The following is a 23123-nucleotide window of genomic DNA, read 5'->3' on the forward strand; positions in this document are numbered from 1 at the left end:
AGCAAAAAATTTTACATTCAACAACAACATGATGGGGTTCGTAACAATTACTTTCCCTGTAGAACGCCCGTTTTGAAAAAAGGTTGCATTGGTTTTGGGAATTTAGACGGGTGAAGAAAAAATATAGATGAGTGAACGGAAAATATCGCTTAACTCTATAAAGGGAGTAGAGATTGAATTGCGGGCGCCTTCGTTAACTATTTCTATCTTTGCCCAAGCATCGCACCCTATGCAGCAAACCATTCTCATTCTTGATTTCGGTTCTCAATACACGCAGTTGATTGCGCGCAAGGTGCGCGAGTTGAATGTGTATTGCGAAATTCATCCATTCAACTTTGTTGAAAATCACAATTTCCAAATAACAAATTACAAAGGAATAATTTTATCCGGCAGCCCTTTCTCGGTTCGCCAGAAAAATTCTCCCCAACCCGATTTGAATTTGCTCAGAGGAAAGATTCCCGTGCTCGGAGTTTGTTATGGCGCGCAATTGCTCGCCCATCAGTGTGGCGGAGAAGTTCAGCCATCGAAGCACCGTGAATACGGAAGAGCAAATCTTTCGTTCGTGAATAATGATTCGCTTCTGTTCAAAAATATTTCCCTCCACTCGCAGGTATGGATGAGCCATGCCGATACCATTATCAGCGCGCCTGAGAATTTTGAAATAGTTGCAAATACAAATGACGTGAAGTATGCGGGCTTTCACATTCAAGGAGAAAAAACGTACGGCATACAATTTCATCCCGAAGTGTATCACACCACGGAAGGATTAACGCTGCTGAAAAACTTTGTAGTTGATATTTGTAAATGTTCGCAATCATGGACTCCTTCTTCTTTCATTGAAACCACCGTTGAAGAATTACAACTGAAACTCGGAGAGGATAAAGTGGTGATGGCGCTTTCAGGCGGAGTGGATTCCACGGTGGCGGCAATGCTGCTGCACAAAGCCATCGGCAAACATCTCTTCTGCATTTTTGTGGATAACGGACTTCTGCGCAAAGATGAATTCAAAAACGTGCTGCACTCTTACAAGGACATGGGCTTAAACATAAAAGGAGTGGAAGCGAAGAAACTTTTTTACAAAGCGCTCAAAGGGAAAAAAGACCCGGAAGCAAAACGCAAAGCAATCGGAAAAACTTTCATTGAAGTGTTCGACAAAGAAGCGCATAAAATAAAAAATGTAAACTGGCTCGGGCAAGGCACCATTTATCCCGATGTGATTGAAAGCATTTCTGTAAAAGGTCCTTCGGCAACCATTAAATCGCATCACAACGTTGGCGGGCTTCCCAAGAAAATGAAAATGAAGGTTGTTGAACCGCTGAACACACTATTCAAGGATGAAGTAAGAAGAGTTGGAAAGGAACTTGGCATTGAAGGATTTATACTTGGCAGGCATCCCTTCCCCGGTCCCGGCCTCGGAATCAGAATATTGGGAGAAGTAACGGAAGAAAAAGTACGCATCTTGCAAGAGGTTGACCACATTTTTATTGACGGATTAAAAACAGCAGGGCTTTATAATAATGTTTGGCAGGCGGGTACAATTCTTACTCCTATCAAAAGCGTTGGGGTGATGGGCGATGAACGCACGTATGAAAATGTGGTTGCGCTGCGCGCGGTAACTTCCACCGATGGAATGACTGCCGATTGGTGCCATCTTCCCTATGAGTTTCTTGCAAAAGTTTCGAGCGAAATAATTAATAAAGTAAAAGGCGTGAACCGCGTGGTGTACGATATAAGTTCAAAACCGCCCGCAACAATTGAATGGGAGTAAATGGAAATTATAAATTATAAATTAAAAATTATAAATTGTTTTTTGCTTTTGGCTGTCATGCTGAGTGGAGTCGAAGCATCTTTTTCACAGCAATTCCAGCCAACTCCAATAAAAAAATCAGAGAAGATAGAAACCATTGACGGAAAAAAATTTTACATCCATCACGTAGAAAAAAGTCAAACCCTCTACTCTATTGCCAAAACATATGGAACAACCGTTGACATTGTTCTCTCAAACAATCCCGATGCCATTGACGGATTGAAAGCCGGAGATAAATTAAAAATTCCTTTCCTTGCTGAAGCGAAGAAGGAAATAACGGCAATAAAAGATATAAAGGAAAACATTATTCACCCTGTTTCCACTGCTTCCACTATTCCCACTATTCCCCTTCAGAACAAAGACACCGTTGTGAAACCCATCGCAGACATTCACGTGGCGGTTTTTCTTCCGCTTTCCCTTTCCGCTATGGAAAACAGGAACGCGGAAAATTTTCCCGAAGAAACAAAAATGGGAATTGAGTTCTACGAAGGAATAAAAATGGCATACGATTCACTGAAGAAGCAGGGCTTCAAAGGTCATCTGCATATTTACGATGCAGGCGTTGACTCAGCGGGAATGGCGAAACTTCTTTCCAAACCTGAACTGAAGACAATGAATTTGTTCATCGGTCCGCTTTCGTCAAAAAAGTTTGAAGCCGTGCTGAAGATTGCCAGAGAAAATAAAATCAACATCGTCTCCCCCACTCTGCAGGGAAATACTATTCTCCTCGGAAATCCGAATGTGAGCAAAACAACTCCCTCGTATGCCACGCAGGCGGAAGCGCTGGCAAAATACGCGGCAGAAAAATTTGCCGGGCAAAATATTATTCTGTTCAACAGCGCAAGCGCGAAGGACAAGCCGTATATAAACATGTTCCGAAAAACGATTAACCCGCTGCTGAAAAAAGCAAATGCCGACACGGTGAAAGAAGTTACGTTCACCACGCTCAAGGATTTTCTCATTCATGCCGAAACGCAGCCCAATCCGAACAAGGAAATAAAAACATTCAAGGTGCTGAGCGCAAAGCCGAACATTGTGGTGATTCCTTCTACCAATCCGTCCATTGTAACGGAAGCGGTGAATAAATTATTTCTCTATACGCAGCAGAATGGGGACAGCATAATCGTGCTTGGCATGAGCAACTTTCAGGAAATAGAAAGTTTGGATTTTGGCTATCTGAATGCACTGCACGTCATCATTTCTTCCTATGAATTGGTTGATTACAATAATCCGCAAACGAAAAAGATTATTCTCAACTACCGAAGCGATTATAAAACCGAGCCCACGCGCTATGTGTTTTCAGGATTTGATGCGGGGTATTTTTATTTAAGCGGCTTGCAGAAATACGGAACCGCTCTTCAATCAAAACTTCCTGAACTGAAACAAAAAGGAATTCAAACCGAATTTAACTTCGTTCAATCGGATATTGCAAGCGGTTACGAAAATAAAGGAGTGGGAATTATGAAGTTTGAGAATTATTCCTACACGCGGGTAAAATAAGCGGGTATAAATACAACCTTTTTCTTTCAGAAGTTATCTTATATTTGTTGCAATGCGGATAACAAATATTCTGCGACTATTCGAATAAAAAACAGTTAGAATAAATTTTATTTTATGAAAAAACTTCTCCTCACCTTCTGCCTTCTGCTTTCTGTATTCCTCTGTGCGCAGGGAACATGGTATCAGAAAGCGAACCTTGGCATAACTACAGACGCAAGAAGCCAGGCGGCAGGGTTTGAATTAAACGGCTACGGTTATATAGGAACAGGATATAACGGCACCCAGAAAAATGATTTCTGGAAATATGACCCTGTTGCCAACACGTGGACACAAATAGTAAATTTCCCCGGCACGGCACGCTCCGGAGCAACCGGATTTTCAGTGAACGGCTATGGATATATGGGTTTGGGCTTTGACGGGGCGGGTCCTTATGTAAATGATTTTTATAAATACGACCCGGCAGGCAACTCATGGACTCCTGTTGCAAACTTTCCCGGCACAGCGCGCGAATTAGCAGCCGCCTTTGTCATTGGAAGTTATGCTTACGTGGGAACCGGCACCGATGGAACTAATACCTACACTGATTTTTATCAATACGACCCTGTTGGCGATGCATGGACAACAAAAACCAGTTTCACAGGAACAGCGCGCTGCGGAGCCACCGGTTTTGCCGTGAGCGGAATGGGATATTTTGCGCTGGGAAAAAATGCTACTTCTTCCACTTATTACAATACCATGTATCAATACAACCCAACCGGAAACAGTTGGACTGCAAAGACAAGTTACACAGGAGCCGCACGTGCGGGCGCATCGGCTTTTGTCATTAATAGTTTTGGTTATGTTGGCACAGGCGAATCGGCAAACAATGCAACATTATACAATAACTTCTACAAGTATGACCCTGCCGGCAATTCGTGGAGCGCCATTGCAAACTTCATTGGCTTTCCGGCAAGTTATACGAACGGTTTCGCTATAGGAAATTACGGTTACTGCGGAATGGGTTATGCTTCCGGCAGCCAGGTAAACACCTGGTACATGTATGACTTATGCAGTTTAAGCGCCACCATCACTCCCACTTCGCCCTCGTGCAACGGAGGAAGCAACGGCTCTGCTTTTGTTACAACCTCCAACGGCACTTCGCCTTTTACTTATTCGTGGAACACGGGAGGAACTACTTCCGCCATTTCAACTATTGCTGCGGGAAATTATACAGTAACTGTGAATGATGCAGGCGGCTGCAGCAAAACCGCCACCGTTACCGTTACGCAGCCCACTGCTCTTGTGGGAACAGTTACCACCATTACCAACGCTTCGTGCAATTCAATGTGCAATGGAAAAATTAATGTATCGGCATCGGGCGCCACTCCGCCTTATACCTACGTTTGGACACCGAGCGTGAGTTCCACCACCACTGCCACGGGGCTTTGCGCGGGAACGTACACCATAAAAATTTCCGACTCGAAAGGATGCTCCAACACCAACACCGCCACCGTTACGCAGCCAACCGCGCTCACCGCTTCGCTCACTTCTGCCAACGCATCGAATGTGTGCACCTGCGATGGCTCGGCAAGCATTTCTCCTTCGGGCGGAACGCCTGCGTATACGTATGCATGGTCTCCCGGAGGAAAAACAACTTCGGCAGTTACCGGCTTATGCGGAGGCACTACTTATTCCATTACCGTTACCGACAGCAAAGGATGTTCCCTGACCAATACGGTTTCCATTCTTCCCGCGCCAATGAATGTCAGCACAACCTGCATTTCTGTTTCGTGCAACGGGCTTTGCGATGGAAGCACTGCAGTGACTATTACGGGAGGAAATTCTCCGTACACGTATTCGTGGAGCAATGGCGCAACCACTTCCTCTGTTTCCGGTTTATGCGCGGCAACGTATTCGCTTACAATAACCGATGCCGATGGCTGCACCAAGCAAACCACCTGCACCATTAATTCGCCCGCAACACTGCAGGTGTTTTCAACCAACACCTCTGCGGTTACCACCGCCTGCTCGTGCAACGGAAGCATGAGCGCCAATGTGATTGGCGGAACCACTCCTTATACCTATTTATGGAGCAACGGATGCACAAAGAGCGCCTGCACGGGATTGTGCTCGGCAGGGCAATACTCGGTGCAGGTAACCGATGCCAGCGGATGCACCGCCATTAAGTCGCCCATAACTGTGAACGGCTCCGCGCAATTCAAGATTGACAGCATGACTTCGTATCCCGCCACGTGCAGCAGTTGCCCCAACGGAAGCGCCACCGTGTATGTTACCACCGGAATGCCTACCTACACGTATGCATGGTCGCCCGGGGGAGCAACCACTCAAACTGCCACGGGGCTTGTTCCCGGCACGTATACCATTTGCGTTACCGATGCCAACAACTGCAAAAAGTGTGATACCATTACCGTGCAGAATGCAACAGGAATAAACGCAATGAGTGAAAACAATTTACTGCGCGTGTATCCTGTTCCTGCAAAATCGCAACTGTTCATTGAACTTGCTTTGCCCTCTCCTTCTTCCGGAGAAATAAGAATGTATGATATGTTCGGAAAAGAAGTGTACCGCTCGGTTTCTTCTTCCGTTGCTCATTCTTCCATTGATGTTTCTTCTCTGGGCGAAGGATTGTATGAACTCAGAATTACAACCGGTGAAATGACAGTGACTAAAAAAATAATTTTGAGCAGATAGACCTTTGTGAACGGCTTCGATTACTATAACTGGCTCATTCTTCCGCTGATTATTTTCTTTTCGCGCATCTGCGATGTAACGCTGGGCACGCTGCGGCATGTGCTGATGGCGCGCGGCAACACGCGCCTGGTTCCGGTGCTGGGTTTTTTTGAAGTGCTCATCTGGATTGTGGTGGTGAGCCAGGTGATGAAGCAACTGAACAACGTTGCCTGCTATATTGCCTGGGCGGGCGGGTTTGCAACGGGCTCTTACGTGGGGCTGCTCATAGAGGAAAAACTCGCCTTCGGAATGCAACTCATCCGCATGATTACTAACCGCGACTGCACCGCATTGCTCAACGCTATGCAGAAAGCAAACCACGGCACCACACTGCTGAATGCACAGGGAGCAAAAGGACCCGTGCAAATCATTTTAATTGTGGTGAAGCGCAAAAATCTGGAAGAAGTTACCGCGCTCATTGAAAAGCACGAGCCGGATATTTTTTATTCCATTGAAGACATTCGCGGAGTGAGCAAGGGCGTGTTCACCAAGACAAACGCAGAAATGTCAGTGCTGCGCAAAATGTTTCCTACGAGAAAAGCCAAGTAAACAACAGTGAAAGTGAGCAGGTGTGAAAGCGGGAAAGTGAGCAGGTGAGCGAAACAGCCCCCTTTCTCACTTTCTCCTTGTCTCACTTTCACACTTTCTCCTTGTTTCACTTTCATTTTATTTGCTTTAGGACTTACGCAAAACGGTGTCATTCCGAGCGAAGCGAGGAATCTCCTTTGTGCTAAACATAGGAGATTTCTCCCTCTGGTCGAAATGACAATACTCACTAAACTTCTGCGTAAGTCAATTGCTTATTCCTTTTATCTTCGCGGCATGAAGCAAATCTTTTTCGTCATTGGTTGTTTCGTTATTGTTGCCTTCACTTTTTATATTTACTTTTCAAAACACAAAGCCATGCAAAGCACAAAAATTATTTTTACAGAAAAAGCGCCCAAGCCCATTGGTCCGTATTCGCAGGCGGTGATGCGCGGCAATGCGCTGTTTGTTTCGGGGCAGGTGGGAATTAATCCCGCCACAGGCGCGGTGGATTCTTCTTCCATTGAGAACGAAACAAAACAGGTGATGGAAAACATTAAAGCAATTGTTGAGGCGGCCGGAATGAAAATGAATGATGTGGTGAAAGTTACCATTTACCTTACCGACATGAACAACTTTGCGAAGATGAATGCCGTGTACGGCACTTATTTTCCCGAGAACCCGCCCGCGCGCGAAACCGTGCAGGTGAGCGCGCTGCCTAAAAAAGTGAATGTGGAAATATCGGTGATGGCGGTGAAGTGAAAGCAGCAACCGCTAATTGGGAATGCCTTTATTATCTTTCCTCATTTTATTCAACGGAAGGTCGTTGGCAACAGCATTAAAAGCATCTTCAATTTTATATCCTTTCGTATATGCCATAAACATTATCTTCACTTCAAAATAGTTCCAAAGCCGGTTAATTTTATAATCAAAGTCCTTTATTTTTTTCCGCACCGCATTCACTTGTTTAATTTCATCTGCGGTGGCTTTGCCTTGCAGCGTTTTTACATGAAGAGAGAGAAAACCTGTTTTGTTACGATCCCGCGCTTCTCCTTCTTCTTTAAATAATTTTTGCAGGAAATCAATTTCTTCTTTTGGAAAAGCGTGTATCTCGCTCAAGAGTTGTTCAGAAAATTCTGTCAGGGATTCGATTACTTCCTTATCGCTAAGGTTTTTTTCTTTTTTCATTGGAGTTAAGATTGTTGAACTATAATGGGCAAACCATCGCTGCATTGCCGTTTTTCTCTTAGTGTGTTGAGTTGTGATTTAAAGTGTTAATTGTAGGACTTACGCAGTTTCGCCACTAAAACACTAAAGCACCAAATCCCACTAAACTTTGGTGTGTATTTTTTTGTGCTTTTGTGCTTTTGTGGCATTGCTTTTTGTTTTTGCGTAAGTCCTAAATTGGTCATTGGTAACTTTCCTGATTACTTCTTCTCGGGCTTTTGCTGATATACTATTTTCCCCTTTTTGGTTTTGGTGCGGGTTTTATTGTCAGAATAGTATCTTACCCTCTCTCTCACTCCGTGCGCATAATACCAATGCTTTATTTTTATATTGCCTGATCGGTAATATTCTCTTTCAACTTTTATGGGTATGCGGAGGAAACAAGAGGGAGAAACTGTCACGATGAAAGCAACTGCCGAACCGAGTAAAAGTTTTTTCATACTAGACATTATTCAGATTAGATGTTTATATAGGTTTGTCATTTCGAACCCTGCTTTGAGGGTGAGAAATCTCCCCCTGAATGAGGAGATTTCTCCCTTCGGTCGAAATGACAACATACACATAGTTTCTTATTTTGAATAATGTCCACTATTAATCTGCAAAGTTGCTGCCCAGCGTTGCATTGTTTTCCACAAAATTACTTTTATTTTTTATTTCCCTGAGCGCATAACGCGCGCAGTAGTTCTGCCGCCAGGCAAATTGCATTTTCGCCAAGCGCCTGAAAATCTTTTTCGGTGATGAATCCGCTTAGCAGGCAAACCGCTATCACTTCTTTCATGTTGTGCAAATCCATTTTATCATAGAGCGCGGCAGTGGTGTTGGTTATCCATTTTTTATTCTTGCTGTGCAGTTCATAGAGAAGCGTGTTTCGTTTTTCGCCCGGCCTGAGCGGAGCAAGCCACTGCCCGTTCTCATCCAGTTCATCGGCAATCTCGCCATCGCTTTTTCCACAGGCGGAGTGCAGAATTATTTTTTTCTCGTCCGCATTCGGCAAATATATTTTCAGCGCTTTCATGAACAGCAGGTATTGATTGCACCGGCAATATAACTAAGAAAGTATTTTTACTTTTTAGTATTAATACTAACCCCTTTTGCTTGACAAGGATGCGAAGGCAGATATATTTGCTCTCTTTATTGACAATAGGACTTACGCAAAAACAAAAAGCAATGCCACAAAAGCACAAAAGCACAAAAAAATACACACCAAAGTTTAGTGGGATTTGGTGCTTTAGTGTTTTAGTGGCGAAACTGCGTAAGTCATACACAAGTATGTTCAGCAGCAAAACAAGTACTCAGCATAAGGGGAAACTTATTTTTCCCTCACGCACAGCAAATGAAACGAAGGGGAAACTTATTTTTCCCTCCGTTACAGCAAATGAAACGAAGGGAAACGCAGCGCAAGCGAAGGGGAAATTTATTCTTCCCTCCGTTACAGCAAATGAAGTGAAGGGGAAACTGAATTTTCCCTCACGCACACTAAATGAACCAAAGGGGAAAAGAGTTTTTCCCTCTGTTGCGCCACACCAAACTTCAATTTCAGAAATAATTTCATCCTTCACCCTACACCAACAACCTTAACCCTTAAACTTTACTACTATGCCCGCAGGAACCCGCATCCCTACCCGACCGGAACAGTTTGCTCCTTACATGGACAACACCGATGACCTTCAACTGGCAGCCAACCCCGCCCCTCCGCCCGCGCAGAACTTTCAGAAGTTTGGCTGGACGGCAGCCGAAAGCGCGCAGTGGACCGCCTTCCGCAAGCAGAGCGATAAACTTTTTCAGCAGGTGAGCGACAAGAAAAAATCAACGAGCGATTTAAAAGACCAGATGAAAATTCTCATCAAGAATGTGAAAGCATACGACCACGATAAACTGAGCGGGCATCACCTGCTCGATAAAGTTGCGCTCAATGGCACCACCAGCGATTGCGAAACCTTTCGGGTGAAGCGCGGCACCGCGCTGGCAAAAAGCGTTACCAAAACCAGCGGAGATACGGGCACACTCATTCCCGTGCTCAGCGTGCGCAAAAACAATGTGGGCGAACATTTGCTGCGCGCCACCAACAACGACAAGGAAAAAAGCAAAGCCATTCCCAAAGGAATGAAATTTTTGAAAGTGTACCGCTTCATCGGCACCAAGCCGCCCTCCAGCATTGACGATTATATTTTTGTGGCGAATGCCAAACGCGGAAAAGCGCTCAGCCATTTTTCCGACCTCGGTCTTGACCCCAATGTGAAAATGTGGGCGTGGTATATTGCGCGTTACGAAAGTTCAACCGGCAAATTGGGAGACCCTTCTCCGTCCATTAAAGTGGATGTGAACCTGCAGGATGAAACGAGCGCGCCTGCGGCTTGACTTGACTGGTAACGAATGAACGAATCTTATTACAAATTTTACGAATGCTGCTGTTATTCGTTACATTCGTAAAGTGATTCGTTAATTCGTTACCAGCGCGTTGCCAGCCAGAAATATAATGAACAGCGCCCTGCTGCCTACCACTCTATGCCGTATCTTCTCATCACTTCTGTTAATTCGGCTAAGGATTTTTTGCCGATGTTTCTGAACTTTAGCATATCCTCTTTTTTATATTTCCGCAAATCATAGAGTGTTTCAATGTCGGCTGCTTTAAGGCAATTCAGTATGCGAACAGATATATCCATGTCAATGATTTTTGGCGATGCTGCCCTCGCTGCTGCTTCGGCTTCTATCTTGCCAGCGCTTTCTATCAGCAGGGCAATCTGCTCTTGGGTGAAAAAACCCGTTTGTTTCAGGTGCTCAATCTGGGCTTCGCTCAGGAAAACATTTTGTTTCAGGCGGGCAATATCCTCTTCGGTGAAAAGGAAAAATTTGTTTATCTTAAGTTGTTTCTCAATAAAGTTTTGCAACTCTGCGTTCAGTATTTCAAGTTCTTTATTTCTTTTATACACCGTTTCGTAATGGCTCATGGCGCTGATAATTTTTCTGCGGATGTACTCAGTGCAAGCGCGCACTCTTTCTCGTGTAATACCCATTTCGCTGGCAATTTCCTCGAGCGTGAGGTACTCGAAATAATGCATTCTGTACATTTCAAATTTCCTCTGGTCGAATTGCCGTTCTTTCGCTATGTTGGAAAAAATATTTTTTAAAAACTCAGCAAACTTTTCATAGTTCTGTCTATTATAATGAACAAGCCGCAGGGTATTTTCTTTTTCAAGTTCCGCTTTCAGAAATAATGTTTTGCTTCCCTTCGATGCATGCAATTCATAACTCGGAATGAGCCGCTTTTTTGCAAGTTCCAAAATTTTTCCTTTTGAAATGTGAAAAAGTTTGGCTGCTTCTTCTGCATCACACGCGCCTCCGTTTCTGAATTTTTCAAGAAGTTCTTTTACGCCTTCGTCTGTTACCTCCACGTTATCAGCGTCAACCACTTTAATTTTGTTCACAAGCCCTTTTTTAATGGTCTTGAAATCAGTGCTCTTTAAGCCGAACAATTGATTTAATTCTTGAAGGGTGGTTTTCATTTATATCCTATTATCATTGAACTTACGCAAAACGGTGTCATTCCGAGCGAAGCGAGGAATCTCCTTTGTGCCAAACATACGAGATTTCTCCCTATGGTCGAAATGACACTACTCACTAAACTTCTGTCCGATGGAATACGGACTCCGTACAGCCGAAGGCAGTCGGAGCGTAAGTCCTGTATCATTGGTTTACCTGATTTTAAATTCCGTTCTTCTGTTTTTTGCCAACTCTTCTTCCGTGCAGTCCACGCCATCTTTGCAGCGGTTCACCGGTTTGGTTTCGCCCATGCCCGTGGCGCTGAGCCGCGCTTTGTCAACGCCCTTTGTGCAGATATATTTCACGGCAGTTTGCGCGCGCTTTTCGCTCAGCGTTAAATTATGTTCGCTGGTGCCGCGGCAATCGGTGTGCGAAATAATTTCAATGCGCAGCAGGGAATTCTTTTTCATCAACTCCGCCACCTTGTTGAGCACCGGCACGGCCGAAGGCAGCACATTCCATTTGTTGGTTTCGTAATAAATATTTTCGCTTATCACCAGCACGCTGTCTTTTTTCTTCTGCGAATTCATCTGCGCCACCATCAGCCACGGGTCGTTGAAATAAATGGAGGCGAGATTGTTTTCTTCCACCGGCAAAATTTCATAGCGGAAAAGTTTTCCGGCAGATGATTTCAGAATGCCGAGAATAGTTTTATCGCTGCTGGCAAGAAAAACATTTTTGCCAACAACAGAAGCATCGCCTTTCTGCAGCAGCGTTAAATAAAGATGGGTGGCAGGAATTCCTTCGAGCGTAAAATTTCCATCCGCATCGGTTGAATCAACGGTTTCCACTTCGCACCTCTCGTTGAGCAGCGCAATTTTTACGTTGCGCAAAGGCGCTGGTTCGGATTTTAAATCCGAACCCACAGAAGAAAATAATTTGCCGTGCAAATCAGCAATAAGTTCGTTGTCATCCACCGTAAGCGTTGCAAGCGTTTGCGCATCGGAGGCAAGAATGGCAAAGCGAAACATTTTCATTTCTCCTTTGTACAGCACCACCCCGTTTTTGCTGGTGAAATAAACCATCTGCGCCAGCAGTTGCGGGTCGGTTTCATCCAGCGCCACCGAAAAATTCTGGTCGCTGGGCAAATTGGCAAACACAAATGAACCGAAAGGATTGGTAACGGCTTTGCGGATTATTTCTCCCTTTTCATTCAGCAGGTTCACGCGCGCATTTTCAAACGGAGCCATGTCAGCGCCAATGTAAAAGTTTCCCGCCATGGAAAAGTTCTTCAGCGAGGGGTCTATTTCGGAAAATGAAGTGAGTTGCGCAAGGTCAGAAGGCAGATGCGCGAAACTGAAATTCCTTCCCGCGCCTTTGCGAACGCTGCGCACAATGCGCCCTGCGCTGTCGGCAAGAAATAATTTTTTCTGGTTAATCAGCAGCGAGTCGTTGTCTTCAATGCGGAGTGTGTAGGATTCATCGGGCGATAGTTTTTCAAAGCGGAACATTCCGGCAGAATCGGTGGAAGATGTTTGCAGCAGCGAATCGCTCCCGTTCAGCAGCAGAATTTTCACCTTCGCGGGACCTTCTTTCGAGCAGGTGCTGTATAAAATTTTTCCGGTGCATGCATTTCTTTTCTTGGCAATGAATGACGCCTTGGCGGGCGGCTGAAATTCCCAGAAGTCGCGCAGCGAAATTTCTTTTCGCCTTCTCCCTATGAATCCCGTGCCAATGTATCCCTTCTCGCCCACCGAAAATCCCACAGCTCCCCATCTTCCCAAGTCAGTAAACGCGCTCATGGCTGCCCACGAATCAGTGGCGGGGTCGTACTGCCATGCATCGTTTTTATATTCTTCTCCGTCATCGCCTGCGCATACATATCCTTTATCGCCCGCGGAAAAAGCCACCGCTCCGTAGCGCGCAGTGCCCGTGAGGTTGGCTTTCTGCGTCCATGAATTATTCTCCGGTGAGTATTCCCATAAATCTTTCAGTATGTTCGGGTCTTTCCAACCCATGCCCACATATCCTTTTTTCCCTATGGAAAAAGCAACGGCTCCGCTTCTTGCTTTGCCGGCAAAGTCAGCTTTCTGCGTCCACGCATCAGCGGCAGGGTCATACTCCCACAGGTCTTTGAAGGAGTTGGGCTCTTTGAATCCGGTTGTTACATATCCTTTTTCTCCTATGGAAAACGCCACTGCGGAGAATCGCTCAACACCGCCAAAGTCCTTTTTCTGCGTCCAGTAATTTTCCTGCGCATCGTATTCCCACGTATCTTTTTTAGCGCGCCTCGCATCGTAGCCGGTGGTGATGTATGCTTTCGTGCCGATGGAAAACACCACTGCGGACTGCCGCGCATTGCCCGGAAAACTTGCTTTCTGCGCCCATGAATTTGCCTGCGGGTCGAACTCCCACAAATCATTCTTCAGAAGATTCGCAGTGTCCATTCCTCCGGTAATGTATCCTTTATTGCCTGCCGAAAAGCCAATAGCGCCTAAGCGCGCAGAGCCGCGGAAGTCCGCTTTGCGCAGCCACGTTCCGTTTTGTGAAAAAAGAATTGTTGCTGAACTGCAGAAAAGGCAAACAAGCAATAGGATGGTTGGATGGCTGGATGATTGGATGGTTGTTCCATTCATCCATTCTTCCACTCTTCCATCCATCCTGTTTTTGAAAGTTCTCTTATTCCGCATGGCGCAGAAAAATAATGTTGCGCTAAATTAATTATTCTGAGTGAACAACGAATCGGCAAACGCTTCTTTGTCGAACAACTGCAAATCATCAATGCCCTCGCCCACTCCGATAAACTTCACGGGTATTTTGAAGCGGTCAGAAATTCCTATCACCACTCCGCCTTTTGCAGTGCCGTCAAGTTTGGTGAGCGCAAGCCCTGTAACGTTTGTTACTTCGGTGAATTGTTTGCACTGCTCCATTGCATTTTGCCCGGTGCTTGCATCGAGCACCAGCAACACTTCGTGCGGTGCATCGGGAATTACTTTTTGAATCACGCGCTTTATTTTTGAAAGTTCGTTCATTAAATTTGTTTTGTTGTGCAGGCGCCCCGCAGTATCAATTAAAACAATATCTGTATTTTTCGACACAGCGGAATTCACCGTATCAAATGCAACCGATGCAGGGTCTGCATTCGCTCCCTGAGAAATGATTTGCACCTCTGCGCGCTTCGCCCAGATTCCCAACTGCTCCACTGCTGCCGCACGGAAAGTATCTGCCGCGCCCAGCAAAACATTCTTTCCTGCCTTCCTGAAGTTATGCGCGAGTTTGCCGATGGTAGTGGTCTTCCCTACTCCGTTCACGCCTACCACTAAAATCACATGCGGCTTTTCCGAAAGAGAAACGAAATCTTTAACCGGATTATCAATCAGCAGCGAAGAAATTTCTTCTTTCAGAATTTCATGCAGGCGACCTGTAACCAATCCCTGCCTGCCGGCAGGCAGGTTTTTTTCTTTCTCAATTCTTTTCTGAATGTTCGAAATAATTTTCAGCGTTGTTTCGGTTCCTACATCGGCAGTGATTAATGTTTCCTCCAACTGAGCGAGCACTTCCTCATCAACCACAGTTTTGCCTGTAATAATTTTTCCCAGGCGGGAAAGAAATCCTTCGCGCGTGCGCAGCAAGCCGCTGTCCAGTTTTTTCTTTGCGAAGAGGTCGAAGATTCCCATAGTGCGGATAACTGATCTTTACGAATCTGCGAATAAGGAAATGAAAAAGGGTATAAGGTTTTTCCCTATACCCTATTCCTTATTCCTTATACCTTCTTATTTCTGCTTCATGAAATCCTGCACGTGCGAAGAGTGCACCACTTGTTCTCTGAATGAATACGCGCCTGTCTTGGGTGATTTCACCATTTTAATTACGCGGGTAAAGTCCTTGCCTTTGCCGGTTTTCAATGTTGCAACTACTTTTTTTGCCATTTGTTAGAAGTATTATGTATCGAGTAGCAAGTACAATGAATTTCGTAATACGTTGTACTTTGTACTTAATACTTGTTATTTAATTTCTTTGTGCACAGTCATTTTCCTGAGAATGGGATTATACTTTTTCAGTTCCATTCTTTCAGGGTCATTCTTGCGGTTCTTCGTAGTAATGTAACGCGAAGTTCCGGGTTTGCCGGATGCTGCGTGTTCGGTGCATTCAAGAATCACTTGTATGCGGTTGCCTTTTTTCTTTGCCATAGTGTTTCGTTTTAAGGAGTGCGAAGATAATTAAGTTTCCGTTACCGGCATAAATTACTTCTTCATCAGGTTGAACAAACTTTCCTGCTTCATCAGCGCTTCAATTTCTTCTGTGGTTTTTGGAACGCAGGAAGAAAGAACATCCGGCTCAGTTTCCGTGATGAGCACATCGTCTTCAATTCTGATGCCGATGTTCCACCATTTTTCATCGCAATCAGAGCCGAAGGGAATGTAAATGCCCGGCTCAACGGTGATGACAGAATTCGGTTTTAGTTTTCCATATATTCCCACATCGTGAACATCCAACCCGAGATAATGCGAAGTGCCGTGAAAAAAATATTTATTTACTTCATTCGGTTGTTTTATTATTCCGAGTTCAAGCAATCTTTTCTGAATGATGGCAGTTGCTTCTTTATGCGGTGCGCGGAAGTCCTCTCCCGCCCTGCATTTAGCAATTCCTGCCTGCTGCGCTTCAAGAACGATGTTGTAAATTGTTTTCTGCTCATCAGAAAATTTTCCGCTCACGGGAAAAGTACGCGTAACATCCGCGCTGTAGCCGTGATATTCCGCGCCAATATCGCACACCAGCATATCTTTCGCAGAAAGTTTTTTGCGGTTGGTTTCATAGTGAAGAATGCAGGAGTTTTCTCCGCCCCCAACAATTGAAGGATAACCGACATCTTCCGCGCCTTTGCTTTTGAAAACATATTCGCCAATTGCTTCGGCATTGTATTCATACATTCCCGGCTCAAGGGCTTTCATTGCTTCTTTAATTCCATCGCAGGTAATTGAAATTGCCTTGCGCATTAAATCAAGTTCTTCTTTTGTTTTCAGTTCGCGGAGTTTTGCCGTCATTTCTTTGGTGGCGTATGAATCGAGCGTTGTCAGCGAAAGAATAGTTGACAGGAAACCCGTGAATAGTTGTGTTTCGTTTTCTTTCAGGCAGTAAACCTTTTTGAATCGGGATAAATCAATTTTGAAATCTGCAAATGAAGAAGAAGAAAAAGCATTCTGAATTCCAAGAATTGTTTTTGCTCCGTCAATTCCCATCTTCTTTCCCGTCCATCTTTCTGTTTTCGGGTCTCTGTCTTCAAGAAATAAAAACTCATTTGCTGCTGCGCTGCCAATCTGCACATCATTTTTGAAAACCAGCAGCAGTGCATTTTCTTCATTCAGTCCTGTTAAATAATAAAAGTTCGGGTCCTGATGAAATTCGTAATCCACATCGTTCGAGCGGTTCTTGATGGTTGCGGAAAAAAATACCGCCACGGAACTATCGTCCATTAATTTTCTGAGCGCATCTCTTCTGCCGGAATGAAATTCTTTGGTGAGTAAATCTATGTCGTAACTATTCTGAGCCCCTGCCCTGAAGGGAGTAAATAAAATCAGAAGTACTGATGAAAATAAAAAAGCCCTGACATTTTTTGTCAGCGCTTTAGGAAGGATGAGAAACATTTCGCTTTTGCTTTATCACCCTTTAGGGCGGGGCAGCCAGCCGTTTTCGCGCGCTTCTTTCACGCAGGCGTATAAACCTTTCTTATGAATATGTTTCAATCCGGCAGCAGAAACCTTCAGCGTAATCCATTTGTTTTCTTCCTGCAAAAAGAAACGCTGCACTCTCAGGTTAGGAATAAAAATGCGCTTGCGCTTGTTGTTGGCGTGCGAAACATTGTTTCCCACCAATGCGCGCTTTCCGGTGATTTGGCAAATCTGTGACATGTTTTTTAAATTTGAGGCGCGAATATAATAAAAAGGTTCAGATAACAGGATGGAAATTTCCCTGCGTATAATGATAATTCATACATTCGGGTTTCCATGCTTCGCTTCACTCAACTATTTTTTCTTTCTCTCTGCTTTTTATTTTCCGCTCCCTGTTCTTTTTCACAGAACATAGATGCGCTTCTTTCCAGAAGTGAAAACGTATTGAAAACAAATTCCGATTCAGCGCTGAACTATGCGTTTCTGGCTGCCGAAGCAAGCCACCGGCAAAAAGATACGCTTCATATTGCAAAGTCCTACCAGAAAATCGGACTCATTTATGACGACATGGATGATGCCGATAAAGAAGTTTTTTATTTCCGCAAAGCGTATGAAGCGGCAAAAAACATTTCCGATGCGCATCTGAAAATGGAAATCACGGTGAATGTTGCCGAAGCATTTTTTGATAAAGGAAATTACGATGAATCATTTCTCTGGTTTAAGAAAGCAAAATCTTTGAGCGGTGAATTAAAAGACAACGGATTGCTTTACCGCATTTATTCCGGCATCGGGCATATTTTTACGCGAAAAGAATTAAGAAACCTCGACTCGGCAGAAATATATTATACTCTTTCGCGCGCGTTTGCGCTTTTCGCTAAAGATACTTCCAACATTGCCGATTATTACCGCAGCATGAATGAGGTCTACGCAGGAAGAAAACAATACGGCAAGAGCGTGGAATATTCAACCAAAGCGCTCGAACTTTTTTCCGCCATCAAAGATTCGGATGGCATTGCGCAGGTATATACCGACATGGGCGATGTGTTTTATTACACGAAAGAAAATAAAAAGTCAATTGACTATTACACGAAAGCATACGAAATTCAGAAGAAGAAAAATGCCGTATCGGCAATTTCGGTGGGTGCGGTGAACCTTGCTTATATGTATGCGATGGAAGGGCGAAAGGACTTGCTCGATTCCTACGGGAAAGAAGCGTATTCGCTCGCGCTGAAAACAAAATCGTGGGAGCGTGTGAAGTATGCCGTGGAATGGCTGGGCGAAGCGTATGAAAAAACCGGCAACAATGCCAAAGCGCTTTTCTATTTCAAGAAATTAATGTCGGTGAAAGACAGCATCACCAACCGCAGCGCCATTGAAAAAAATTCGCGCGAAGAATTGCAGGGAGCGTTTGAAGAAAAAATGAAACTCCTGAAACTGGAAGAAGACAAACGCAAAGCCATTGCAGAAGAAAAAGAACATAATCAGAAAATTGTTACCACCATTCTCATTATTGGAATTCTTATTGCGCTCACGCTTTTATTTCTTGCTTTCAGAAGTTACATTGCCAAGAAAAAAGCGAACATCATCATCAGCAGACAAAAAGAAGAAGCCGAAGCGCAAAAACAAAAGATTGAAGAAATAAATAAAGAAATCACCGACAGCATTAACTACGCAAAAATAATTCAGCGCTCCATTCTTCCCGACCCGGATGAAATCATGAAAGTGTTTCCGGAAAGTTTCGGATTGTATAAACCCAAAAGCGTTGTGAGCGGAGATATCTATTGGTTTCACGCTGCCCCCCCTCCCCCCGAAGGGGGGAACACAGAGGGTTTTGGTTACGAAACTGCCGACCCGATGATGTATAAACTGCTAAAAGAATTTGTTACCACACATAGAAATGTTCCAACTGAAGCTGAAAATGTTTTTTGGCAGTTGGTGAGAGAGAAAAATACCGGGTATAAATTCAGAAGGCAGCATATCATAGGAGAATACATTGCAGATTTTGTTTGCCTTCAGCAAAAACTTATAGTGGAAATTGACGGGTTGATTCATGCGTTGCCCGAACATAAGAGAAACGATGAACAGCGTACGCAATACTTAAACACAATGGGCTTCCATGTTCTTCGATTTACGAATAATGAAGTAATCGGAAATCCTGACGGAGTGATAGATAAACTGATAAAAACAATTCAAAGCCGTGCTGCTTCGCAAGTTTTCCCCCCTTCGGGGGGAGGGGGGGCAGTATTCATTGCAGCCGTTGATTGCACAGGGCATGGAGTTCCGGGTGCGCTGATGAGCATGATTGCCATTGAAAAACTAAACGAAGCGGTGGCGAAAAACATTTTCTCTCCTGCTGAAATTCTTTCGCACCTGAACAGGGGAGTAAAATCATCGCTCAGGCAAAAAGAGGGCTCTGTTTCAAAAGACGGAATGGACATTGCGCTGGTGCGTTTTGAGAAGCCCCCCCTGCCCCCCAAAGGGGGGAACACAGGCGCGCAATCTCCCCCCTTCGGGGGGATAAAGGGGGGCTTGGGTGTATTGTATTTCTCAGGCGCCATGCGCCCGTTATGGCTTTTCCGCAACAATGAACTCACCGAATACAAACCCACCAAACATTCCATTGGCGGAATTACCCCCGAAGCGCAGCAGTTTATTGAACATGAAATTCAACTTCAGAAAGGCGATACCATTTATATTTTCTCCGATGGCTATGCCGACCAGTTTGGAGGCGAGAAAGGAAAAAAACTCATGAGCAAAAACATGAAAGAACTTTTGCTCTCCATTCAGCGCGCTCCCATGGCGGAACAGGAAAAAATTCTGAATGATAAACTAACGCAATGGCAGGGCGCGTTTGAACAGGTTGACGATGTTTTAGTAATAGGTATCAGGATATAATACGCAATAACTCACCCTGTCCTTCGGACATCCCTCTCTTTCTGAAAGAGAGGGAATGAGGGTGAGTTATTTCACCACCACCAATTTCTTAAACCCGCTGTTAGCCACAGTGCAGTTTGTCGTTGTACAGTCGTGTCAGTCCGTGATTACTAATTTTTTTGTCGCGATTACTTTGTTGTCTTGTGTGAGCCGAACGAAATACAGTCCGCTTGGCAAATTATCTCGGTAAAAAGTAACTGTCTGCCCGCTGATGTTTTTTATTTGCGCAACTGTCTGCCCGAAACAGTTGTAAATCGTGAGGGTTGCGTCTGTTAAAAATTTGTCTGTCCGCAAAGTTGTAGAGGAAGAAAAGGGATTGGGGTAAACTTGTATGGAAATATTTTTATTTATTTCTTCTGCTGATATTGTATTGGAAATTGTATTGATAGTTGAATTAGTTGTAATAGGAGGATTGTAATCAAAATAAATATCCGCTTTGTTTGCGATCACTGTTCCAACAGGCAGGTTTGGCTTAAGATGAATGCGGAAAGTAATATAACCATTGCTGCCTGCAAAGTTAGAGGAACTGTCGGGCAACCAGATATTATTAAAAGTCCATTTCAGAATTCCGTTTCCGCTCATGCTGAATGTATGCGCATGGCTTGAAGGGCCATCTTCAACAGATGCAGGATTCAAATACAGCGACAATGTATCTCTTACAATAACCGTTTGCGCGTACGTAGTTCCTGTATTCTGAAAGTGAATGGCATAAGTCAAAACAGTATCGGTTGGAAGAATAGCGCCATTGGGTCCGCTTCCTTCAGGAGAAACTTCTTTTTCATTCGGGTCATACGAGCCGGTTATCGTTTTATATCCGCAGGAAGTATTATCCGCGGGGTTTATATCTCCGACAATGGGAAGAACTTTTGCGCAGTAAGAAATAACGTTTCCAATCAGAGCAGGATTTGCCGGAAGATTAGAACAAGTAACTGTTATGTAAGGATATTGGAACGGATAAAGATTAATAAAATTCCAGAAAATAGTATCTCCGGAAACAGAGGAAGGTGTAACCGATGCACTGACAAAATTATCAAGAGGGTCAATCACAAGGTAAACTGTTCCATTCATTGCTGTGTTGCCAAGATTCCTATAAAATAAATAATAAATGCGTGGAAAACCAGGGCTCGCAGTTCCTGTATTGCACCAAACTCCCAAATCAGTTATGGCAGAGGTGGTATCAGCAAAATCAATATTAGGTGCAGTAGATGCAGCATTTGCCGTAACCGATGAATAACCGCTGCCGGGACATAATTCTCCCCAGTTGGCAGGAACAGTTTGTGTAACGGTGTATGTTCCGGGCGGAACAATCATGGAATAATCTCCCGATGAATTAGTAATTGAATAGTACGGACCGGGGACTGCTGTAATTGTTACTCCGAGCCATCCCGCATCTGTTCCGTTAAAAACACAATCTAAATTATTATCATAATATACTTTTCCGGTTATCTGCGAGCAGGTTGGACCGGGAGGACCTTGTGTTACAATAAAAGAAGTTCCATAAAGAGTGCATGAATTAGCGTCCGTAACTGCAACATAATAATTTCCTGGAGAAAGATTAGAAATATCTTGTGTGGTTGCTCCCGTATTCCATAAATAAGTATAAGGAGGCAAGCCATTACTGACAGATATATCAATTGAACCATCTGTACATGAGGTATTTGTCACGGTCCCCGTCACCTGTGGCTTAGGAAGAGAAAGATAGTCCCATGATTTAGCAGTACATCCATTCGCGTCTGTGACTATAAGTGTATAGTTTCCTATGCAAAGTCCTGTTGCTGTTGGTGTATATTGATTAGGAACTGTATTCCACCAATATGCAAAAGGAGATGTTCCTCCGTTTACTGTTGAAGCCATTGCTCCATCGCATACAGCACAGGTACTGGGATTTGTTTTAGAAAAACTAATCCCTAGTGCAGGATAATAGGTAACCATTGTTGTTGATACGGAAGAACAACCATTAGCATCGGTGACTGTAAGCGTATAATTAGATGAACCCGTTGAGCAGGTAATTGGATTTGCAATGGTTGAATCACTCACTGCAAAAGCAGGTGACCACAAATAAGTATATCCCGGTGTTCCTCCTAATGCACTCGGAGATCCACCTAAAGTGGCGCATGAACCCCAGCATATAGTTGGATTGCCTGCATCAGCAATAAGTGGAGCAGGTTCTGTAATTACAACCGTTTCCGTTTGCGTGCAGGGAACAGCATCAGTAACTGTGACTGTATATATTCCCGCGCACAGCCCTGTTGCCGTTGAAGAAGTTTGAGAAGAAGGATTCCATAAGTAAGTATATCCCGGACTTCCTCCCGTAACATTAACAGTTGCAATGCCATCACAATTACCATTGCAGGTTGCATTGGTTGTGCTTGGTGTAATTGTCATTCCGCACTGGGAAAATACTTGTTTGGCGAAGAAGAAAGAAAAGACGATAAAGAGAGTAACAAATTTTTTCATTGTATTTGTTTTATTGTTAAGATGCAAAATTGCTGTCTAACGTTGCATTGTCTTTTTGTATTTGGGTGTTTTTGCTAACTCCTTTATATGCGCCTTTTTTTATATCCAAAAGTACGCATATTCTTCTTGCAGGGGAATATATGCGCCCTTATGTTATACCAAAGCAACTCAGGTTTCCGAAAAGGTTTAATACAGAACAATCGAGTGACGAATGAAAAATACAGGGCTGTTTATTCGGTTGTTCGTAAATCGAATGTTCGAATGTTCTTAATTCTGTATTTGTTCAGTATAATGATTAGTCATTAGGGAACCTCTAAAAACAGGAATGATGGAATGGTGGAAAAATGGGAAATACAATGGAATGGCGGAAAGATGGAAGAATGGAATCCCAACATTCCAATATTCCATTATTCCAACATTCCCTTTTTTAAATTCCAATATTCCATTTGGTTTCGCAGCCCTCACGACACCACCGCCCAGGCGGGCATGGAAAAAGCCCCCAGTTCGCCACGCGAGTTTTTCACGCGCGCAATGTACCAGGCGCATTTGCCAAGCGAGGTATTGTCTAAAACGCTTCTGAACAAGCCGCGGCTCGCATCGCCTGAATACTGGTAATCTGCCTGCGCGGGAATGGTTTGCGGGTTTAGGGTGAGCGCTATGTATACCTGAATTTCTTTCACTCCTTTTTCCTTGCCCCTTTTCTTATGCGCAACGCTGGTTACCAGCAGCACATGCAGCAGATGTTTTATTTCCCGAATGGCAATGCTCACTTCCTTTGAGCCGGGCGCGGCAGT

At 44.2% G+C, this 23123-nt stretch carries 20 protein-coding genes; 8 read left to right on the forward strand and 12 right to left on the reverse strand.

The window, feature by feature from the left end:
- Positions 1-229: 229 nt before the first annotated feature.
- From guaA to HY063_03455, 5 genes are all read left to right on the forward strand, one after another.
- Positions 230-1768 carry a glutamine-hydrolyzing GMP synthase gene (gene guaA, locus HY063_03435; GenBank protein MBI3500824.1) on the forward strand — a complete coding sequence of 513 codons (1539 nt, stop codon included), beginning with the start codon at positions 230-232 and terminating at the stop codon, positions 1766-1768.
- A complete protein-coding gene (locus HY063_03440; protein ID MBI3500825.1) occupies positions 1769-3307 on the forward strand; it encodes an ABC transporter substrate-binding protein in 1539 nt (512 codons plus the stop codon).
- Positions 3308-3421: 114 nt separating this feature from the next.
- A complete protein-coding gene (locus HY063_03445; protein ID MBI3500826.1) occupies positions 3422-5998 on the forward strand; it encodes a T9SS type A sorting domain-containing protein in 2577 nt (858 codons plus the stop codon).
- Between the two features lie 6 nt (positions 5999-6004).
- On the forward strand, positions 6005-6586 hold the full coding sequence (locus tag HY063_03450) for a DUF2179 domain-containing protein (protein ID MBI3500827.1): 582 nt from the start codon (positions 6005-6007) through the stop codon (positions 6584-6586).
- A gap of 354 nt (positions 6587-6940) precedes the next feature.
- Complete coding sequence (locus HY063_03455) at positions 6941-7324, forward strand: RidA family protein (GenBank protein ID MBI3500828.1); 384 nt, start codon at positions 6941-6943, stop codon at positions 7322-7324.
- A gap of 12 nt (positions 7325-7336) precedes the next feature.
- On the opposite strand, the gene HY063_03460 is transcribed toward HY063_03455, so the two are convergent.
- The 3 genes from HY063_03460 to HY063_03470 all read right to left on the reverse strand — a co-directional run bounded on the left by HY063_03460 (position 7337) and on the right by HY063_03470 (position 8804).
- Positions 7337-7750, reverse strand: coding sequence for a hypothetical protein (locus HY063_03460; protein MBI3500829.1), 414 nt, complete (start codon positions 7748-7750; stop codon positions 7337-7339).
- Between the two features lie 239 nt (positions 7751-7989).
- Positions 7990-8229 (reverse strand): hypothetical protein, encoded by a 240-nt coding sequence (locus HY063_03465; protein ID MBI3500830.1) that lies wholly within the window; start codon positions 8227-8229, stop codon positions 7990-7992.
- A gap of 203 nt (positions 8230-8432) precedes the next feature.
- Positions 8433-8804 (reverse strand): hypothetical protein, encoded by a 372-nt coding sequence (locus HY063_03470; GenBank protein MBI3500831.1) that lies wholly within the window; start codon positions 8802-8804, stop codon positions 8433-8435.
- Positions 8805-9058: 254 nt separating this feature from the next.
- Between HY063_03470 and HY063_03475 the strand changes: the two genes are divergently transcribed.
- Positions 9059-9367 carry a hypothetical protein gene (locus HY063_03475; GenBank protein MBI3500832.1) on the forward strand — a complete coding sequence of 103 codons (309 nt, stop codon included), beginning with the start codon at positions 9059-9061 and terminating at the stop codon, positions 9365-9367.
- Between the two features lie 18 nt (positions 9368-9385).
- Positions 9386-10147 carry a hypothetical protein gene (locus tag HY063_03480; GenBank protein MBI3500833.1) on the forward strand — a complete coding sequence of 254 codons (762 nt, stop codon included), beginning with the start codon at positions 9386-9388 and terminating at the stop codon, positions 10145-10147.
- 137 nt (positions 10148-10284) lie between these two features.
- Here the strand turns inward: HY063_03480 and HY063_03485 are convergent, their stop codons facing one another.
- The 7 genes from HY063_03485 to rpmB form a co-directional block, all read right to left on the reverse strand.
- Positions 10285-10857: a hypothetical protein gene (locus HY063_03485; GenBank protein ID MBI3500834.1), complete on the reverse strand. Its 573-nt coding sequence runs from the start codon at positions 10855-10857 to the stop codon at positions 10285-10287.
- A 624-nt stretch (positions 10858-11481) separates the two neighbouring features.
- Positions 11482-13959, reverse strand: a complete 2478-nt coding sequence (locus HY063_03490; protein MBI3500835.1) for an OmpA family protein — start codon at positions 13957-13959, stop codon at positions 11482-11484.
- Between the two features lie 27 nt (positions 13960-13986).
- Positions 13987-14946: a signal recognition particle-docking protein FtsY gene (gene ftsY / locus HY063_03495; GenBank protein ID MBI3500836.1), complete on the reverse strand. Its 960-nt coding sequence runs from the start codon at positions 14944-14946 to the stop codon at positions 13987-13989.
- Between the two features lie 96 nt (positions 14947-15042).
- Positions 15043-15198: a DUF4295 domain-containing protein gene (locus HY063_03500; protein MBI3500837.1), complete on the reverse strand. Its 156-nt coding sequence runs from the start codon at positions 15196-15198 to the stop codon at positions 15043-15045.
- A gap of 75 nt (positions 15199-15273) precedes the next feature.
- Entirely contained in the window at positions 15274-15459 is a 186-nt protein-coding gene (gene rpmG, locus HY063_03505; GenBank protein MBI3500838.1) for a 50S ribosomal protein L33, read from the reverse strand.
- Positions 15460-15513: 54 nt separating this feature from the next.
- Positions 15514-16914, reverse strand: a complete 1401-nt coding sequence (locus tag HY063_03510; protein ID MBI3500839.1) for an aminopeptidase P N-terminal domain-containing protein — start codon at positions 16912-16914, stop codon at positions 15514-15516.
- A gap of 15 nt (positions 16915-16929) precedes the next feature.
- The gene (gene rpmB / locus HY063_03515) at positions 16930-17178 is read right to left on the reverse strand and encodes a 50S ribosomal protein L28 (protein MBI3500840.1); all 249 of its coding nucleotides are present in this window, start codon (positions 17176-17178) and stop codon (positions 16930-16932) included.
- A gap of 96 nt (positions 17179-17274) precedes the next feature.
- Between rpmB and HY063_03520 the strand changes: the two genes are divergently transcribed.
- A complete protein-coding gene (locus HY063_03520; protein MBI3500841.1) occupies positions 17275-19833 on the forward strand; it encodes a DUF559 domain-containing protein in 2559 nt (852 codons plus the stop codon).
- Between the two features lie 135 nt (positions 19834-19968).
- Here HY063_03520 and HY063_03525 read toward each other — a convergent pair whose 3' ends face one another.
- Both HY063_03525 and HY063_03530 read right to left on the reverse strand, forming a co-directional pair.
- Positions 19969-22329 (reverse strand): T9SS type A sorting domain-containing protein, encoded by a 2361-nt coding sequence (locus tag HY063_03525; protein MBI3500842.1) that lies wholly within the window; start codon positions 22327-22329, stop codon positions 19969-19971.
- 461 nt (positions 22330-22790) lie between these two features.
- Positions 22791-23123, reverse strand: a 333-nt coding sequence (locus HY063_03530) for a hypothetical protein (GenBank protein ID MBI3500843.1), incomplete at its 5' end; no start/stop codon positions are given.

The sequence above is a fragment of the Bacteroidota bacterium genome, from assembly GCA_016195025.1.
Lineage (GTDB): Bacteria > Bacteroidota > Bacteroidia > Palsa-948 > Palsa-948 > Palsa-948.